The organism is Mesobacillus harenae (assembly GCF_013343715.1).
Classification (GTDB): Bacteria; Bacillota; Bacilli; order Bacillales; family Cytobacillaceae; genus Mesobacillus_A; species Mesobacillus_A harenae.
Genome location: NZ_JABUNR010000030.1, coordinates 1 through 15287, shown reverse-complemented (window position 1 = coordinate 15287; position 15287 = coordinate 1). Strand labels below are relative to the sequence as shown.

The window sequence follows — 15287 nt, the reverse complement described above, 5'->3', positions numbered from 1 at the left end:
ATAAATTCTTCCCCATGATACTCCTCCGTCCCCTCAATAATTCTATTGAAACACAAAAAACCCCGTATAAGGGACACTTTTTTATCAGTGTCCGTTATACGGGGTATAGCTCAAAGGTATAAACTTTTGGGCACCCTCTTTTAATTTTTAGGACGGCTGAATAAATGGAAATCAACAGCCCCCATTTCACCCCTAACCAAATTAAAAGAATGTAGACAAACTCGATTTTCATCGAGTTTTTCACATAAACATTTATGAAAGAAACAAGATTGGATATAACTAAAGGAAACAACGAAAGGCGGGTCAAATATGATTGAAATTCCCTCTACGATAGAAGGAAAGCATTTTAGCCTTCACGAGCTTGAGCAATTATTAAAGCCCCGTGGTTATTCAATTGGAGGCAACTGGGATTATGACCATGGAAATTTTGATTATAAAATCGATGACAGAGTGGGCTACCAATTTTTAAGGGTTCCTTTCCATGCGATTGACGGGCAGCTGGATACTCCAAGGTGTACTGTAGAAATGAGCCGTCCCTTTTTGCTCTCCCATAAATATCAGCGCGGGCTCGATGATCATGTTGATATTGACAATCATTCAGCAGCCTTTAATCAGTTTCAGGAGCCTGTTGATAAAGACGCAAGTTTTCCTGATCAATATATAGAAATCGGAAAATCTCTAGTAAAAGAGTTAGAGGGTATCCTTTTACCGCTATAACCTTCATTATTAATGAATAATCACGAGAAGCTTGTCTCCTTGCTGGATGTGAGTTGAGCCTGGGGGATTGACGTTTGTGCTTTCCCCTTTTTTTATGCCAATTAGAAGGGTCCCTTCATCTAAAAGGGTTTCACATGCTTCTCTGAAAGTTTTATCAATTAGCTTTCCTTCTGCATCATTAAAAGTCAGTTGACTACCATTTAAATGATTTAGAAGCTCATGCAGTGAATTAGTCATTCCTTCTGTCTCTATGCTTACAAGCATGACCTCGCTAGAAATTAGATTCGTTTCAATTATTTCGTCAGCACCAGCCCGTTTAGCATTGTTCACTTGCTCATTAGTTAAAACTTCTGCAATGCACCTAATGTCAGGATTTAATCCTTTAACCGCAATGAGAGTCAAAATAGTATTCATATCTGCATGATGTTCATCAAGGCTTTGGTCAGAAGTGATCACGACTTTATCAGCATGCTTTATCTTGGCTTTCAATAAAGTTTTATCGCTTTGTGCTTTTCCTTTTATAAAATGGACATTTTGAAAAGTTAATGGGTTAGTTTCTAGTGATTCATCAATAAGAACAATTTTTCTCTTTGAGTTCGCAAGCACATTCAAAATTTCTCTTGATCGTTCGTTCCAGCCTACGATAATTAAATGGCCGCTGCCTAAATAACCCACCTTCCCCTCAATATAGTCAGACTGCTTTGTAACGGCTGCAGCTGCCAAGCTAATAAAATAGGTAGTAAGGAAGCCTGTACCCGCTAGCAGCAGCAAGATGCCTGTTATTCGTCCAGCTGTGGTCCCAGGAACATAGTCCCCATAACCTACTGTCGAGGCTGTTATGATTGCCCACCAAACTCCTTCAAAAACAGTAGGGAAATTCTCGGGTTCAATTATATGAACGACAACCCCAAAAAAACTGATCACTAAAAATGCAATCATAAAGATCCTTACTAGTAAAGGAAGTCGTAAAATCCTTAAAAATATGTGCTGGTACAAATGATCCACCTTCTCGAGTGTTTTATTTTTCATTATGGACTTAAAGATAAATCCTCATAATTAGGAATGATAATATTTTATTCCCGAAGGTTTTAGAGGGAAACATAGGGAGTATATTCGTTCTCTATTTTGTTTTTTAAAGCCTGTCAGCGGGAATAGACTTACAGAGAAGAAGACGGTAGGTGAGTGAGATTAACGAATTATTTGATGGTAGTTTCTTAAATACCTTGTTAGCAAAAGTATCTATCCAAAATATTGTATTATTCTTGGTGTACTCTGGACTAATTATTGCTTCCAAATGGCTTATTATATGGATGGTAAAAGCAGTGGCAAAGAACAAGCCTGACATAAATGGCCGCGTAATGCCGGTCACTGAGTCATTTCTAAACTGGCTGAGTTTCTACGGGATAATTCTATTGTTTTTATTTACTTTTTCTAAGGAAGAATGGCTTTTTTATACGCTATTTCAGGCTGGGGATGTCAATGTTTCACTGTTTTTGATTGTTGTCGCTATTATGATTGTTTCACTAGCCAGCCGGCTTGTAAAAGTGTTCACGAGTGAGGTTCTCCCTCCAATTTATAATTATTATAATGTTGACAAAGGAATAAGCTATACGATTAACCATTTAATCTATTATAGCGTCATGATTGCTGCTCTTGGCATCAGTCTTACAACCGTGGGGCTAGACTTAACTGCTCTTGGGGCGATACTAGGTGTTTTAGGCATCGGGATTGGCTTTGGGATGCGCAATATAGCCGGTAACTTTATATCAGGCATTATTATTTTATTTGAAAGGCCGATTGAGGTTGGCGAGGTTGTAGAAGTAAATAATAAAATTGGGAAGGTTGAAAATATCAGGCTCAGGTCCACCATTATTCGTACAATTAAAGAAGGAACATTAATTGTACCGAATCAATATTTTATTGAGCAGGTGATTAAAAACCGTACGGAAGCGAGAATGTTATCTTCAGTTACTATCAGTGTTGCTTATGGAATGGATACTGAAAAAGTAGAAACCCTATTGCATGAAGCTGTTAAGAGGGTGGTGGAGGAAAGTCAGGGGAATTTCACAGAGATCCCTCCAGATATTCGGTTTATAGACTTCCGAAACAAGTCATTGGATTTTCTGGTTGAGTTCCAGGTGGCAGATTTTCGTACGAAGGAACTAACTGAAAGCAGGCTGCGTCATGTTATAGCTGAGTTATTTTTCAAGAATGGTATCGAAATGGCCTCTTTTCCGCTTGAACCAGGAAATAAGTAGGAAGGACCAAGCCTTTCCATGGCAGTATAATCAGGCAGAAAGGCTAAAAAATTATCTATGAAACATAGGGATTTGACCAATCCTATTATCCCCCTTTGAATAGACTATCTCAAAGGAGGAGATATTTATGTTTCATAACGCCATGGTTTTCTTAGCCTGCATTCTGGGCGGATTTGCCTTGTTAAGTCTTGGAGGAGTGCCTTTAATAGCAAGCTTTATTCCTTTCTTAAAAGCTGTTGGTGCCATTGCAATTATTGTTTTTGCATTCGCCCTTTTTCTTCTGGGTTTAAAACTACTTTTCAGCCGTAAATGGTCTTAATAAATCTTACCTGTCGATCTTCGGCCACTGAAAAAGTCCTTAAAAGATATGCCTTTGTTAGATTGGCCGGTTGATTTCCACTCGCGGAAAGCGAGTGTCTGGAGTAGAAATCAACAGCCCCGATTAAAAAGCTAAACCAAAAGGACCGGGCGGTTTTTGCCCGGTTTTTCTTATGCCGGGCTGGTATTCTAGGCAGTTTCTACACTCTTTTGCTATTAACTTAGAATTAAGTAAATAATATTCCTCTTTATTTGGCATAGCTAATGGTAATGGGAAAAACTCGTTAATTTACAGAAGTAACAATACAGCGGAGCGATGGGGCGTATTAGATCATGTTTAAAAAGCTGAAAAAAATCTTTGTATCAAACGAGAAGAAACAAGAGGAACCTAACCCTAACAATTCAAAAGAAAAAGAGTTAAAAGAGAGTTCTATAAAACGGCAGGTAGATGCGAATATTTCGCTTTTGAAAGAAATTTATAATGTTCCAGAGAACTTAGATGTAAAATTCCGTAATGTTACTGTGGGTGGTTCAAGTCAAAAGTGCTGTCTAATTTTTATTAGTACAATCTCCAACGTTCCGATGCTTGAGGATAATGTTATCAAGCCTTTGGTGAACAACAAGGAACAGCAGAAGCGAGTACCTCACATCCTTACTGTGTCCAATATCCGTTATGCAGCAGATTTTAAAACAGCACTGCTTGAAATCAATAGAGGTAACGCTATCTTAATTGCTGATGGAGAAGATACTGCTTTTATAATTGAAAGTGCAAATTTCAAAAGCCGAGGAATTGAACAGGTTCAAAACGAGGTTATTGTAAAAGGACCTAAGGAAGCCTTTACTGAAAGTGCCGGCACGAATATCTCTCTATTAAGAAAGAGGCTGAAAAATGAAAATATGGTAGTAGAATCGGTTAAGATTTCGGAACGGTCAGGAAATGAAGTAGCCATGTTGTATGTTAAGAACCTTGCCAATGAACAGCTCATAGGAAAGGTTAGGAATCGGCTTCAAAGCTTAAGTGCTGACGCTATTCAAAACTTGCCATTGCTTGAACAGTACCTGGAGGACAGGAAGATCTCTTTATTTCCGACCATCCTTTACACAGAACGCCCTGACCGGGCTGCATCATTTATCGAAGATGGGCACATTGTCCTGGTAATGGACAACTCTCCAGACAGCTTGATTATGCCAGCGACATTTTGGTCTTTTTTTCATACTCCTGAGGAGCACTATCTCCGTTTTCCGTTTGGGAATTTCACAAGAGCCCTTAGAATTACGGCATTGTTTATTTCCATTTTTGCATCGGCTATCTATGTTGCCATAACAAACTACCACTCGGAAATGATTCCGGCCGATTTACTGCTTGCAATAGCGTCGACAAGAGAACGTGTACCGTTTCCAATTATTGTCGAAATCCTCATGATGGAGATGGCCTTTGAATTGATTAGGGAAGCGGGATTAAGGGTCCCAAGCCCGATCGGTCCAACTATTGGTATTGTCGGTGCTTTAATATTGGGGCAGGCTGCCGTCGAGGCCAACATAATCAGTCCGGTTGTCATTATTGTTGTAGCGCTGGGTGGCCTAACTTCTTTTGCAGTGAGTGATATCAGTCTGAATTTCACGGTGAGGTTAACGAGGTTTTTATTTATTTTGGCTTCAGGTGCATTCGGAATTTATGGTATGACGGCCTTTTTTATTGTAGGTATTTTTTATATGGTCTCGATCTCGTCTTTTGGCGTTCCATATCTTTCCCCAATGTCACCAAAATACAAATCATCTAACGATACAATTTTCAGAAGGCTGTTAGAAAATGAAAAGTTCCGGCCAGGATACTTAAAGCCAAAGGATATAAAGAAAAAAGGTAATGAGGCATAAAGATGGAATCTTCCAATCGAAAAATAGGTATAAGAGAATATATGGCAATTGCATTCCTCACGGTTGGCACTAAGCTTTCTGACGACACTCCTACACTGCTGGTGTCAGAGACACTTACTGCAGGCTGGATAGCTGCACTATTAACAGGAATTATTTCAATAGTTCCGGTTCTGTTGATGATTAAAGTTCTTTCTGTACATAAAGGAAAAAACTTTTATGAGGTGCTTATCTTTTTATTCGGGAAGCTTATAGGAAATCTAATCGCAATGGTCTTACTGCTGATCGCCTTTAGTGCACTTATAATAGACTCGGCGATTTACACAGATATTATTGATACCATGTATTTTACTACGACCCCAGCTATCGTCATCTATGGCGTATTAATGCTTGTATGTACATTCGGAGCAAAAAAGGGGCTGGAACAGATTGGTTCTGTGGCATGGCTGCTTTTGTTTTACATAAAAATCACCCTTTTTATCGTCTTGCTTTATGCGTGGCAGGGGGGAAGGCCGAGTTTCATCTTTCCACTTTGGGGCGGCGGGAAAGGACAAATTATTAAAGCAGGTATTACAAAAGTTTCTCTATTCGCTGACTTTTTGTATTTTGGAATGATTGCTCCATTAGTAACTTCGTTTAAATCCTTTAAAAAAGGGACATGGATAGCTCTAGCCGTTGTAACGATAGAACTAACTGCCGCGGTGATGGCTTATACGATCCTTCTGGACTATACAACATTAAGATTAATTAATTACCCTTTCCACGAAGCAATTCGGAATATTAATATAGGGTTTTTAACAAATGTCGAGATGTTATTTTTCCCATTTTGGCTATTGGCAACGTTTATCCGCTTTTCTTTTTACCTCTATATTGTGACGATGCTTTTCGGTTTCATCTTTAAAATAAAACAATTTAGTTACGTGCTTCCAGTTGTAGCCACTTTGGTCGTTTTTATCGGTATTGCACCTGAAGCGCCCACGTTTACTATCTTTCAATTAAGGGAGACACTCCTTACTATTGTTTCTCCTGTATACATTGGAGTTCCATGCTTAATGTGGATTACTTCCAAAATAAAAGGTGGCACTGAAAATGAAAAAAAGATGGAGAAAAATTAAATTATTATTGGTGTCTGTGACTCTCCTTCTAGCAGGATGCTGGGATCAGCGTGAACTTGAGGAAAGGGCTTATGTCATTGCGATTGGATTGGAAAAGGCAGGAGATAAAGAAGAAGATAAAGGGCAGGTCAAAGTCACGTATCTGATTGCAAACCCTGAGGTTGGTACCCAGGCAAGTGGGGGAGCTAGTGATGAGCCTCCACAAGAAACCCTTACAATACCGGCAAGTGACTTTATTAACTCCAGAAACATTGCCAATGTGGTTATTGGTAAAGAGATTTCTTACGATTTATTAAGAACCATCCTTGTATCAGAGGAGCTGGCACGTGATCAGCATTTTTTAAGACTGATCTATAATGCGAATAAGGATCGGGAAGTGAAACGGTCTACTCAGCTGATCATCTCTAAAGAAAGTGCTTCTGAATACTTTAAAAACAACAAACCAACCCTTGAAACACGTCCTCACAAATTCTACGAGCTGATGTTACAACGAGGGATCGAAACTGGGTTAATTCCCAATTCTGAGATTCGTAGTTTTTTTCGGATTACGGAAGCTGATGCAAGTTTATTCACAGCAGCCTATACATCCTCAGAGCAGAAACCAGACTATGAAAACAGAGATGATGAGTTTATTGCAGGGGAGCTTCCAGTCAGTGGAGAAATTAATAAAACTCAGTTCATTGGCTCAGCTGTTTTTAAGGAAGGACAAATGATCGGGAAGTTAACCGGTGAAGAAACCAGGTTAACAGGCTTGCTTCGCTTAGAGCAGGATGTTACCGATATTCTTACCACTTTGCCTGATCCAGGAGATGGTAAATATCGAATCTCTGTCCGGATTAATAAGTATAAGAAGAATAAGGTGGATATGGACTTAAAAAGTTTTCCTCCTAAAATAAATGTCGTTGTACCGATGAGGATCGAAGTTCTGAGCGATCCATCTTTGACGAATTATGGGGGAAGTGAGAAACAGAGAAATAAACTGAGAAACTTTTTCACAAAGAAATTTGAAGAGAAATTTAACGGTCTTGTGCAAAAGTCTCAGGATGAATTTAAAGGGGATCTGTTTGGCTGGTCGATATATGCTAGGAAGAAGTTTAAAACAATAAAAGAATATAATGACTTTAATTGGATGGAATCCTTTCCGAAAGCAGAGATAGATATAAAGGCTGATATAAGCTTTGGTGAGTTTGGGAGACAGCCCCGGGTCCCTAAAATGTATGAGGTGAAGGATTAAATGGTGATAATAGGCTGGTTAGCCATATTGGCAGTGTTTATTTATACATCAGGTTTTGCCTTGTCGTTATGGAAGGCAAAAAATAAAACTGGTGCGATTGCTGTGTTTATTTTAGCACTCGCTTGCGCAATCGTTCCTTACCTTACTTATTTTAGCGTCTGAAAGAAGGGGTGAAAAGCCTCTTCCTTTTTGTTTGCTTAAATTGAAATTTCAAAATAGTCGCTAATGATGGTACAATTAAATTAAAATCCTTCACTAGAGGTGAAAAAATGAGCCTGTCGGGATATAGCTTCGGAGAAATATTAGAATCATTAAGGGTTTATAAAGGTCTGTCTGTCTCAGAGTTAGCTGACGGTATCTGCTCAGATGAGGAGCTTGTGTCATTTGAACGGGAGGAGAAGTACCCTACTCTCGATCAGCTGTATGCTATTGCGGAACGATTAAAGGTAGAGATAAACTATTTTTTTGATATTGCCTCAACAGGTACGTTTAATTATGCAATAGCAGTCACAGAGTTGGTAAAAAAGTATAAACGGGAAAGAGACTATCAGGCAATCTTTAATATTATTCAGAAAGAAAAAGATAACCCTATTTTTAGGCATTCTTACTTTAAACAGTACCTGTTATGGCACGAAGGTATTTGTATATACTATTTACACCAGGAAAGAAAGAAATCCCTGGAGCTGCTGAACGAATCGATTAATATGTCTAACCCCTCAAGAACCCTCCTTACTGAGAGAGAAATTGAGATTTTAACAAGTATGGCTATTATTGAAAAAGATTCCGGAGAGTTAGAAAGTGCGGTTAATCTGTTTAGAGAGGCTCTAGGCAACCTGGAAAACTTGCCGCATCTAATGGATTCTAGAATAAGGCTTCGGATTCTTTATGGACTTTCACAGGCATTATCAAAACTAAACAAATTCGAGGAATCTCTTCTTTACAGTAATCAGGGAATAAATAACTGTATTCATGACGAGGTTATGTATCTATTTGGTGAGCTACATTATCAATCAGGTTTAAATTATGTTAATCTTGGTGAATTGGAAAATGGCAGAGAGTATCTGGCTAATTCCAAATTTATTTTTAAGCTTCAAAAAAATAATAAATTCATAAAGTTAGTTGAGTATGAAATGGAAAAGTTGTTTAAAAATTGCTAAAATTGAGAAGTGAAGGTTATCTTTACTTTACACAGTTTTATTTACAATTGGGGAGGAAAAAACATGAAAAAGTTAGTCTTGGCAAGTTTACTACTGTTAAGCCTGTTCACCTTTGAGAGTGCTACGGTCGACAAGGTAGATGTTGCTGATTTACCATCGCAGCATTCATTGTTCCTAGCTGATTTACCATCGCAGCATTCGCTATTTTTAGCTGATTTACCATCACAGCATAGTCTTGGAAATGATCTAGCATAATATCTTCTTAAAAAAGCAGGCTGAAGCTTGCTTTTTTTTTATGTTTTAGGAGACCATAAAAGAAAGATAACGGAAATTCTATTAGTAAAAAAGCATGGGGTGATTTAATAATGGACAGTTTAGAGGGGAAAATTATTTCAGGTGATTTTGATAAAGAACATATGGAATTCTCCATTCAGAAGATAAAAGAGTTTGAAACCCAGTCAGTCGTTCGTGAAACCCAGTTAAATAGCTTGTATCAGTACTTAAAAAAACATGAAGATGAACAGGAAGGTCAGATTATAACTTTGTATGATCAAATGCCAGTAAGATTGTCTATAGATGAAGTGAAACAGTTTTTAGAGGATCTTGAAAAGATTAAGGATTTTTTTCATTAATAAGGCGAAAGAAAAAGGTTTCGGAGGGTAACCCTTCGAAACCTTTTTCTGGTAATTAGTTCATTATTTTTAAATTTTTACTTTGGATAGCTCCTTGGGAACCGTGGCAACTTTCATAACGTTCTTGCAGTTCTTTAGTTGTTAGATCGGGATGCATCTCCTTCATGTGAGCTCTCGCCTGCCCAATATTCTTGTACCCCTCGCAAATATCATCAGCAAATACAGCTGTTCCGGTCCCTAAAATAAATGCAGTGCTAAGAAGGGCTATAACCGTTTTTTTCAAGATCACCAACTCCTTTTTAAAATCTAGGTCTATTCTAACAATGGAATTAGCATATTTTATGCAGATAGAATGACAGAAAAATGACAGACTTTTTATATAATTTTGTAGATATACAAATGAAAATCATGTATTTTAGATAATGATGTCTTAAGGGGGGAAATCATGCTTCAGCTTTTGTTTGTGCTTCCAGATCAATACTTTTTGGCTATTATTGTCAGCTTGATACTAAATAGTGTCATAGCAATAGCTGGAGTTATCCCCAGTGCATTCATTACAGCCGCAAATATTGTTTATTTTGGCCTCGTGCCAGGTATTCTTGTTTCCATAGCAGGCGAAGCCCTTGGGGCAATCATCAGCTTTTATATTTACAGAAAAGGTACCGATAAGCTTGCGAAAACCTTTACTCATAAGCCGGGGCGGCTGTTAACGAGGCTGAAAAAAACGAAAGGAACCGAAGCAGTGCTGCTCGTGTTGGCTCTAAGAGTTTTCCCATTTGTACCATCTGGGCTGGTCACGTTAACAGCAGCATTCAGCCAAATGAACGGGACATTATTTGCCTTTGCAAGTACGGTTGGAAAGGTTCCAGCGCTTTTAATTGAAGCGTATTCAATCTATGCAGTAATGGAATTAAGCTTTAAAGCCCAGATCTCACTTGTGGCAGCAGCCTTGTTTTTACTTGGTCTCTACTATTTGATAACGAGAAAAAAAAAGTTATAAGCCTTAATATAAATAAGCAGGGGAGCTTCCCTGCTTTAGGCGCACACTCTATTTTTTCCGGAGCTTTTTGCTTTATATAAGGCCAAGTCAGCCTTCGCAACTAACTCAGTGGGTGTTTTTATTCCCGGGCTATATGCAATGCCAATTGAAACGGTAATATGTTCCTGAACATCTCCGGGCATTAGAAAAGTACAGGTTTCCACGTTTTTTCGAATGTTTTCAGCGATCTGAATAGCAGTCTCTGAATGGGAGTGGGGGAGTAATACTGAAAATTCTTCGCCCCCGTTTCTGAATACCTTATCTTCTGCACTGGTTACCTCCATTAACACTTTCCCGATCCCTCGTAAGATTTCATCTCCCGCAGGGTGACCATATGTATCGTTTATTTTTTTAAAATTGTCAATATCAATAAACAGCAGTGAGCATTCCTTCCTTTTGTCTAAATCACTTACCACATAATTGGCTAGTATGCTATTGAACTGCCGGACATTTTGGAGGCCAGTTAAATAATCATACTGGGCCTGCTGTTTTAAGTTATAATGGGTTCTATTTGAAACGGTTATATAGTTGCTTATATACATTGCCAATAATCCGCCGATCAGCGATAGCGGTACATAAAATACCAAAACCTTTTCATAAAAATCTACTTCCCTGTCATAGTGGGTCAGAATGTAGAAAAAGTTAGCAGTCAGTATAATTGTACTCACTATTGTCATTACAATTGCTTTTTTTGCATCCGTCCATTTAAACGATGACACAGCGCCTGTTAAAAATGTAATAATGAAAATCGTAATAGCGGCAGCGATAGCAGACGGTCCAATGCCGAAAAAAATGATGCGGCTGGCAGCTATAATTAAGGCTGTAAGAGCGAGTGCGATCCAGCCCCCATAAAGCCCTGATAGGATAATGGCTACTTGGCGGAGATCCAAGAGAATATTATCTGCTAGCTTTATACTAAAGTGCATTAAAAATGCACCAAGAATACCTGCAGATAGTCCTAACAATACTTTTTGACTAGTTGAGTTGAAAAAGGGATTCTTCCTAAAGATCGTTCCCCCTATAAATAAAAAAGCCACAACAATACACATATGTATGAATGTTTCTCTTAGCATCTCTTCACCTTTTTTTGGAGGATATCAACCTTAATATAATATCAAAAAATGTAATTTTTTGTCTATAAAGGGACTGGATTTTTAATTTTGTTCCTCAAATTTTAAACGAGTGACGTCTGATTCCTTACTGTTTACTGTAGAAATGTAAACCGAGGCTCAGTCTCGTTCGAATAGTTACTGGTTCATGTATAAAGGCTCATTGTTTTCAAACAATATAGAGAAAGGCCAAGAATGGAGGGGACCATGAAACGGATCCATCGCAATACCTACCCCTTTTTATTGTTATTTATCTTCCATGCGTCTCTGCTAGCTTTTGCTTTTTATAAAAAGCCAGAAAAGAAAAGCTTGCTTGCATTGTTGTTCTCCAATATTGGATTTGCTTATATATTTGAATATATTGTCCTAAACCTCTTTCAGGCCTACAGATATTATCCTAAAGTTTTAAAAGATCGACAATTGGATAATCTATTTGGAGCCATTTTATCACAGGCGATTTTTGTTCCATTTACCTCTACCTTCCTAACTGCTTTTAAAGCAGGATGGAAGACGAAACTTCTGTTTGGGTTGTTTTTTACTCTTGTAGAACAGCTTTTTCAGAAGATAGGGGTATATAAGCAGAACTGGTGGAAGACAATATTCACTTTTATTTTGTTGCCTATATATTTTGTAATTAGTGACAAATGGTATGACCATTTAAAAAATGGAACAAGGTTTGTTCTTTTTTCTTCTCTATATTTATGTATTTTAGTAACAGGAACCACTCTGCACTATGCTGGGGCCGTCCTTGGGTATTTTAGATTTGGCCTAGGGTCCATCCATTCCTGGAGGGAACACTTTTTAATTACTCCGATCTATGCAATTCTTCAAGCCTTTATAACAATCTGGACAGTCATAAAGGGGGGGTGGAGGCTAAAGGTTATTCAAATTCTGCTTTCATCTATGATTGACCTGATCCTAAATAAATTTAAGTTAGTAAAGAAAAATTTTGCTTTTCCCTTTCAAAATGTGTTTTTACATATTTTGATGTTGTATGTATCTAGTCTCTTTAAAGATCTCGTTATACGGCCAAAATAAACTATAGTAAGGGGTATTATCAATATGAAAGAAAAAGAGCCTCTCTTTCAAAGTGGTGAAACAGCCGATAAGCAAACAAAAGGCTTGTATGGGCTAGACCCGGAAACAAGCCTTCAATCTGTAAACTTTGCTGCAACAGAGAACGCCTATTTAAATGAGCATTATCAAGAGGAATCCAAGGAAGAGGAATAATATCAAAATCAAGCCGGATGCTGTTCATTCGTTTTGTTTATTTTGCAAGCTTAAGCATGGTTGTTAATAGTTACTAACATTGCCGCCTTCCCCCAGGGGAGCTATTGAGCCTGGATAACGTTATATATGGCAAGGAGCGAAACCGAAATGTTATAATGAGAAGATGTAATTATTAGAAATTTCTTAAGATTTTAAGGCGAAACAGGAGGAGAAATTATTTGAAAATAGGTTTGGTGCGTCATTTTCGAGTGAAACGAGGCTATCCTTCAAAGCAGTGGCTGACAAAGGAAGAATTAATGACCTGGGCAGATGAGTATGAAGTATCCGATATAGAGGAAAGTCCGATTGATTTAGGAGGGATTGAGTGGTCTCAATGCTTCTCCAGTGATATTTCCCGGGCAGTTAAAACAGCGGCTAAGTTTCATGAAGGTCCTATAATACAAAGGGAGGAACTTCGTGAGGTAAAAATGTATCCTTTTTTTAATAGAAACATAAAGCTTCCCTTCATGGGGTGGGCAATTCTAGGCAGGGCCGGGTGGCTGTTAAGCCATAAATCCCAGCTTGAAAGTAAAGAAGCAGTGCAGCAGAGGGTTCAAAAAGTGATAGACGATATTCTGGTTAAAGGGGAAGAAAATGTTCTAATAGTCAGCCATGGCGCGGTAATGGTTGTTATGAGAAAGGAACTAATAAAAAGGGGCTTCATGGGGCCTAAGCTTAACACCCCTAAAAATGCGAAGCTGTATGTTTTTGAAAAATAATATTTTATACCCATCCAGTCATTTTTAATAAAATGTGTCGAAAAATGCTGTCGTAAGATATCTGAATATTTTAATTCTTTTTAGTTGATTGCTAGATTTTAATAGTGTTAACATTGCGTATGTAAGCGTTATCAATTTTAGGCGTTTGCAAGGGTCGATAAGTTTTACATAAAACTTGATTAGGAGGAAACTCATGACTCAGTTAGCGATTAGTTTAAAGGAAAAGGTGGAAAGGTTTCTGGCTGGCAAGAAAAAACTGTTTATTGACGGACAGTTCGTAGAAAGCACCTCACAAAAAACATTTGAAACCTATAACCCAGCTACAGGGGAAGTTTTGGCAACTGTTTATGAAGGTGGCCCAGAAGATATTGACCGGGCTGTAAAGGCGGCGAGAAAGGCCTTTGATGAAGGCCCATGGTCAAAAATGGGTACAGCTGAACGAAGCCGTTTAATGTATAAATTAGCAGATTTAATGGAACGAAACAGCGAGGAGCTTGCCCAGCTCGAGACTCTTGATAATGGTAAGCCAATTCGTGAAACAACACATGCAGATATCCCGCTGGCAGTTGAGCATATGCGTTACTATGCGGGCTGGTCTACTAAAATTGTAGGGCAAACAATTCCCGTTAACGGACCATATTTCAATTATACCCGGCATGAAGCAGTAGGAGTGGTTGGACAGATTATCCCGTGGAACTTCCCATTGCTAATGGCGATGTGGAAGCTTGGGGCTGCCCTTGCAACAGGCTGTACCATTGTTTTAAAACCGGCTGAACAGACGCCTCTGTCTGCTTTGTACTTAGCTGAACTAATGGAAGAGGCAGGATTCCCGGCAGGTGTCGTAAATATAGTGCCTGGATTTGGTGAAACTGCTGGACAGCCGCTCGTCGATCACCCGCTTGTGGATAAGATTGCTTTCACTGGTTCTACAGATGTTGGAAAACTTATCATGGAGAGAGCCTCTAAGACGCTTAAGCGTGTAACTTTGGAGCTTGGCGGAAAATCTCCTAATATCATTTTGCCGGATGCAGACCTTACAAAAGCGATTCCTGGTGCTTTGAATGGTGTTATGTTCAACCAAGGGCAGGTTTGCTGTGCAGGATCCCGTGTCTTTATTCAAAAAAAGCAGTTTGATAATGTAGTAGCAGATATGGCAGATCATGCCCGAAAAATTAAACAAGGTGCTGGAATCCATGCTGACACGCAAATCGGGCCGCTGGTATCAACGGAGCAGCAAAAACGTGTTCTCGGTTATATTGAAAAAGGTGTTAGTGAAGGGGCTGAGCTCGTTGTTGGCGGAGAAAATCCGTTCGAGCAAGGTTATTTCGTATCACCAACAATCTTCGCTGATGTTCGTGATGAAATGACGATCGCTAAAGAAGAGATTTTCGGTCCGGTCATTTCAGCAATGCCGTATGATGATTTAGATGAGCTCGTCGACCGGGCTAATAGCAGCCAGTATGGCCTGGCAGCAGGTGTCTGGACAAAGGATGTAACCAAAGCCCATTATATTGCTAATCGTCTGCGTGCAGGAACAGTTTGGGTAAACTGCTATAATGCCTTTGACGCTGCATCTCCTTTTGGAGGGTATAAGCAATCTGGCATGGGACGCGAAATGGGATCCTACGCATTAAACAACTATACAGAAGTAAAAAGTGTCTGGATCGGCATGTCTTAATAAAATATACTAGAAAGCGGGTACCGGATTTTTGAGCTATACCCCGTATAACGGACACTGATAAAAAAGTGTCCCTTATACGGGGTTTTTTGTGTTTCAATAGAATTATTGAGGGGACGGAGGAGTATCATGGGGAAGAATTTATATACCGATTTTCAGATAAAAGAACT

Annotated in this window: 18 protein-coding genes; 15 read left to right on the top strand and 3 right to left on the bottom strand. The window is 38.8% G+C overall.

The features are described 5' to 3' along the window. The first annotated feature begins 309 nt into the window (after positions 1 to 309). Positions 310 to 717 (top strand): YugN-like family protein, encoded by a 408-nt coding sequence (locus tag HRJ06_RS22585; RefSeq protein WP_174735194.1) that lies wholly within the window; start codon positions 310 to 312, stop codon positions 715 to 717. Positions 718 to 726: 9 nt separating this feature from the next. On the opposite strand, the gene HRJ06_RS22580 is transcribed toward HRJ06_RS22585, so the two are convergent. Next, a complete protein-coding gene (locus tag HRJ06_RS22580; RefSeq protein WP_338421144.1) occupies positions 727 to 1722 on the bottom strand; it encodes a potassium channel family protein in 996 nt (331 codons plus the stop codon). 173 nt (positions 1723 to 1895) lie between these two features. Here HRJ06_RS22580 and HRJ06_RS22575 point away from each other — a divergent pair, with 173 nt between their 5' ends. From HRJ06_RS22575 to HRJ06_RS22535, 9 genes are all read left to right on the top strand, one after another. Then, the gene (locus tag HRJ06_RS22575; RefSeq protein ID WP_338421143.1) at positions 1896 to 2975 is read left to right on the top strand and encodes a mechanosensitive ion channel family protein; all 1080 of its coding nucleotides are present in this window, start codon (positions 1896 to 1898) and stop codon (positions 2973 to 2975) included. A 127-nt stretch (positions 2976 to 3102) separates the two neighbouring features. Beyond that, entirely contained in the window at positions 3103 to 3294 is a 192-nt protein-coding gene (locus HRJ06_RS22570; protein ID WP_174735192.1) for a hypothetical protein, read from the top strand. A 332-nt stretch (positions 3295 to 3626) separates the two neighbouring features. Continuing rightward, positions 3627 to 5168 carry a spore germination protein gene (locus tag HRJ06_RS22565; protein ID WP_174735191.1) on the top strand — a complete coding sequence of 514 codons (1542 nt, stop codon included), beginning with the start codon at positions 3627 to 3629 and terminating at the stop codon, positions 5166 to 5168. A gap of 2 nt (positions 5169 to 5170) precedes the next feature. Next, complete coding sequence (locus tag HRJ06_RS22560; RefSeq protein WP_174735190.1) at positions 5171 to 6280, top strand: GerAB/ArcD/ProY family transporter; 1110 nt, start codon at positions 5171 to 5173, stop codon at positions 6278 to 6280. Further along, positions 6255 to 7514, top strand: a complete 1260-nt coding sequence (locus HRJ06_RS22555; protein ID WP_174735189.1) for a Ger(x)C family spore germination protein — start codon at positions 6255 to 6257, stop codon at positions 7512 to 7514. The genes HRJ06_RS22560 and HRJ06_RS22555 overlap by 26 nt, the downstream gene beginning before the upstream one ends. Then, complete coding sequence (locus tag HRJ06_RS22550; RefSeq protein ID WP_174735188.1) at positions 7515 to 7676, top strand: hypothetical protein; 162 nt, start codon at positions 7515 to 7517, stop codon at positions 7674 to 7676. It abuts the gene before it with no gap. 107 nt (positions 7677 to 7783) lie between these two features. Next, complete coding sequence (locus tag HRJ06_RS22545) at positions 7784 to 8671, top strand: helix-turn-helix domain-containing protein (RefSeq protein ID WP_174735187.1); 888 nt, start codon at positions 7784 to 7786, stop codon at positions 8669 to 8671. Between the two features lie 63 nt (positions 8672 to 8734). Continuing rightward, the gene (locus HRJ06_RS22540; RefSeq protein ID WP_174735186.1) at positions 8735 to 8926 is read left to right on the top strand and encodes a hypothetical protein; all 192 of its coding nucleotides are present in this window, start codon (positions 8735 to 8737) and stop codon (positions 8924 to 8926) included. 110 nt (positions 8927 to 9036) lie between these two features. Next, a complete protein-coding gene (locus HRJ06_RS22535; RefSeq protein ID WP_174735185.1) occupies positions 9037 to 9303 on the top strand; it encodes a hypothetical protein in 267 nt (88 codons plus the stop codon). Between the two features lie 55 nt (positions 9304 to 9358). Here the strand turns inward: HRJ06_RS22535 and HRJ06_RS22530 are convergent, their stop codons facing one another. Further along, positions 9359 to 9586: a hypothetical protein gene (locus HRJ06_RS22530; protein WP_174735184.1), complete on the bottom strand. Its 228-nt coding sequence runs from the start codon at positions 9584 to 9586 to the stop codon at positions 9359 to 9361. Between the two features lie 162 nt (positions 9587 to 9748). Here HRJ06_RS22530 and HRJ06_RS22525 point away from each other — a divergent pair, with 162 nt between their 5' ends. After that, a complete protein-coding gene (locus HRJ06_RS22525) occupies positions 9749 to 10303 on the top strand; it encodes a TVP38/TMEM64 family protein (protein ID WP_174735183.1) in 555 nt (184 codons plus the stop codon). Between the two features lie 35 nt (positions 10304 to 10338). Here the strand turns inward: HRJ06_RS22525 and HRJ06_RS22520 are convergent, their stop codons facing one another. After that, the gene (locus HRJ06_RS22520; RefSeq protein ID WP_174735182.1) at positions 10339 to 11415 is read right to left on the bottom strand and encodes a GGDEF domain-containing protein; all 1077 of its coding nucleotides are present in this window, start codon (positions 11413 to 11415) and stop codon (positions 10339 to 10341) included. Between the two features lie 243 nt (positions 11416 to 11658). Here HRJ06_RS22520 and HRJ06_RS22515 point away from each other — a divergent pair, with 243 nt between their 5' ends. The 4 genes from HRJ06_RS22515 to HRJ06_RS22500 all read left to right on the top strand — a co-directional run bounded on the left by HRJ06_RS22515 (position 11659) and on the right by HRJ06_RS22500 (position 15117). After that, positions 11659 to 12489: a hypothetical protein gene (locus HRJ06_RS22515; RefSeq protein WP_174735181.1), complete on the top strand. Its 831-nt coding sequence runs from the start codon at positions 11659 to 11661 to the stop codon at positions 12487 to 12489. 24 nt (positions 12490 to 12513) lie between these two features. Further along, positions 12514 to 12681, top strand: a complete 168-nt coding sequence (locus tag HRJ06_RS22510; protein WP_174735180.1) for a hypothetical protein — start codon at positions 12514 to 12516, stop codon at positions 12679 to 12681. Between the two features lie 218 nt (positions 12682 to 12899). Continuing rightward, positions 12900 to 13439, top strand: coding sequence for a histidine phosphatase family protein (locus HRJ06_RS22505; RefSeq protein ID WP_174735179.1), 540 nt, complete (start codon positions 12900 to 12902; stop codon positions 13437 to 13439). Positions 13440 to 13632: 193 nt separating this feature from the next. After that, positions 13633 to 15117 (top strand): aldehyde dehydrogenase family protein, encoded by a 1485-nt coding sequence (locus tag HRJ06_RS22500; protein WP_174735178.1) that lies wholly within the window; start codon positions 13633 to 13635, stop codon positions 15115 to 15117. Positions 15118 to 15287: the final 170 nt, after the last annotated feature.

Coding starts and splice junctions, on each gene's coding strand:
- HRJ06_RS22585 (WP_174735194.1), top strand. CDS start 310: ATGATTGAAATTCCCTCTACGATAGAAGGAAAGCATTTTAGCCTTCAC.
- HRJ06_RS22570 (WP_174735192.1), top strand. CDS start 3,103: ATGTTTCATAACGCCATGGTTTTCTTAGCCTGCATTCTGGGCGGATTT.
- HRJ06_RS22565 (WP_174735191.1), top strand. CDS start 3,627: ATGTTTAAAAAGCTGAAAAAAATCTTTGTATCAAACGAGAAGAAACAA.
- HRJ06_RS22560 (WP_174735190.1), top strand. CDS start 5,171: ATGGAATCTTCCAATCGAAAAATAGGTATAAGAGAATATATGGCAATT.
- HRJ06_RS22555 (WP_174735189.1), top strand. CDS start 6,255: ATGAAAAAAAGATGGAGAAAAATTAAATTATTATTGGTGTCTGTGACT.
- HRJ06_RS22550 (WP_174735188.1), top strand. CDS start 7,515: ATGGTGATAATAGGCTGGTTAGCCATATTGGCAGTGTTTATTTATACA.
- HRJ06_RS22545 (WP_174735187.1), top strand. CDS start 7,784: ATGAGCCTGTCGGGATATAGCTTCGGAGAAATATTAGAATCATTAAGG.
- HRJ06_RS22540 (WP_174735186.1), top strand. CDS start 8,735: ATGAAAAAGTTAGTCTTGGCAAGTTTACTACTGTTAAGCCTGTTCACC.
- HRJ06_RS22535 (WP_174735185.1), top strand. CDS start 9,037: ATGGACAGTTTAGAGGGGAAAATTATTTCAGGTGATTTTGATAAAGAA.
- HRJ06_RS22525 (WP_174735183.1), top strand. CDS start 9,749: ATGCTTCAGCTTTTGTTTGTGCTTCCAGATCAATACTTTTTGGCTATT.
- HRJ06_RS22520 (WP_174735182.1), bottom strand. CDS start 11,415: ATGCTAAGAGAAACATTCATACATATGTGTATTGTTGTGGCTTTTTTA.
- HRJ06_RS22515 (WP_174735181.1), top strand. CDS start 11,659: ATGAAACGGATCCATCGCAATACCTACCCCTTTTTATTGTTATTTATC.
- HRJ06_RS22510 (WP_174735180.1), top strand. CDS start 12,514: ATGAAAGAAAAAGAGCCTCTCTTTCAAAGTGGTGAAACAGCCGATAAG.
- HRJ06_RS22500 (WP_174735178.1), top strand. CDS start 13,633: ATGACTCAGTTAGCGATTAGTTTAAAGGAAAAGGTGGAAAGGTTTCTG.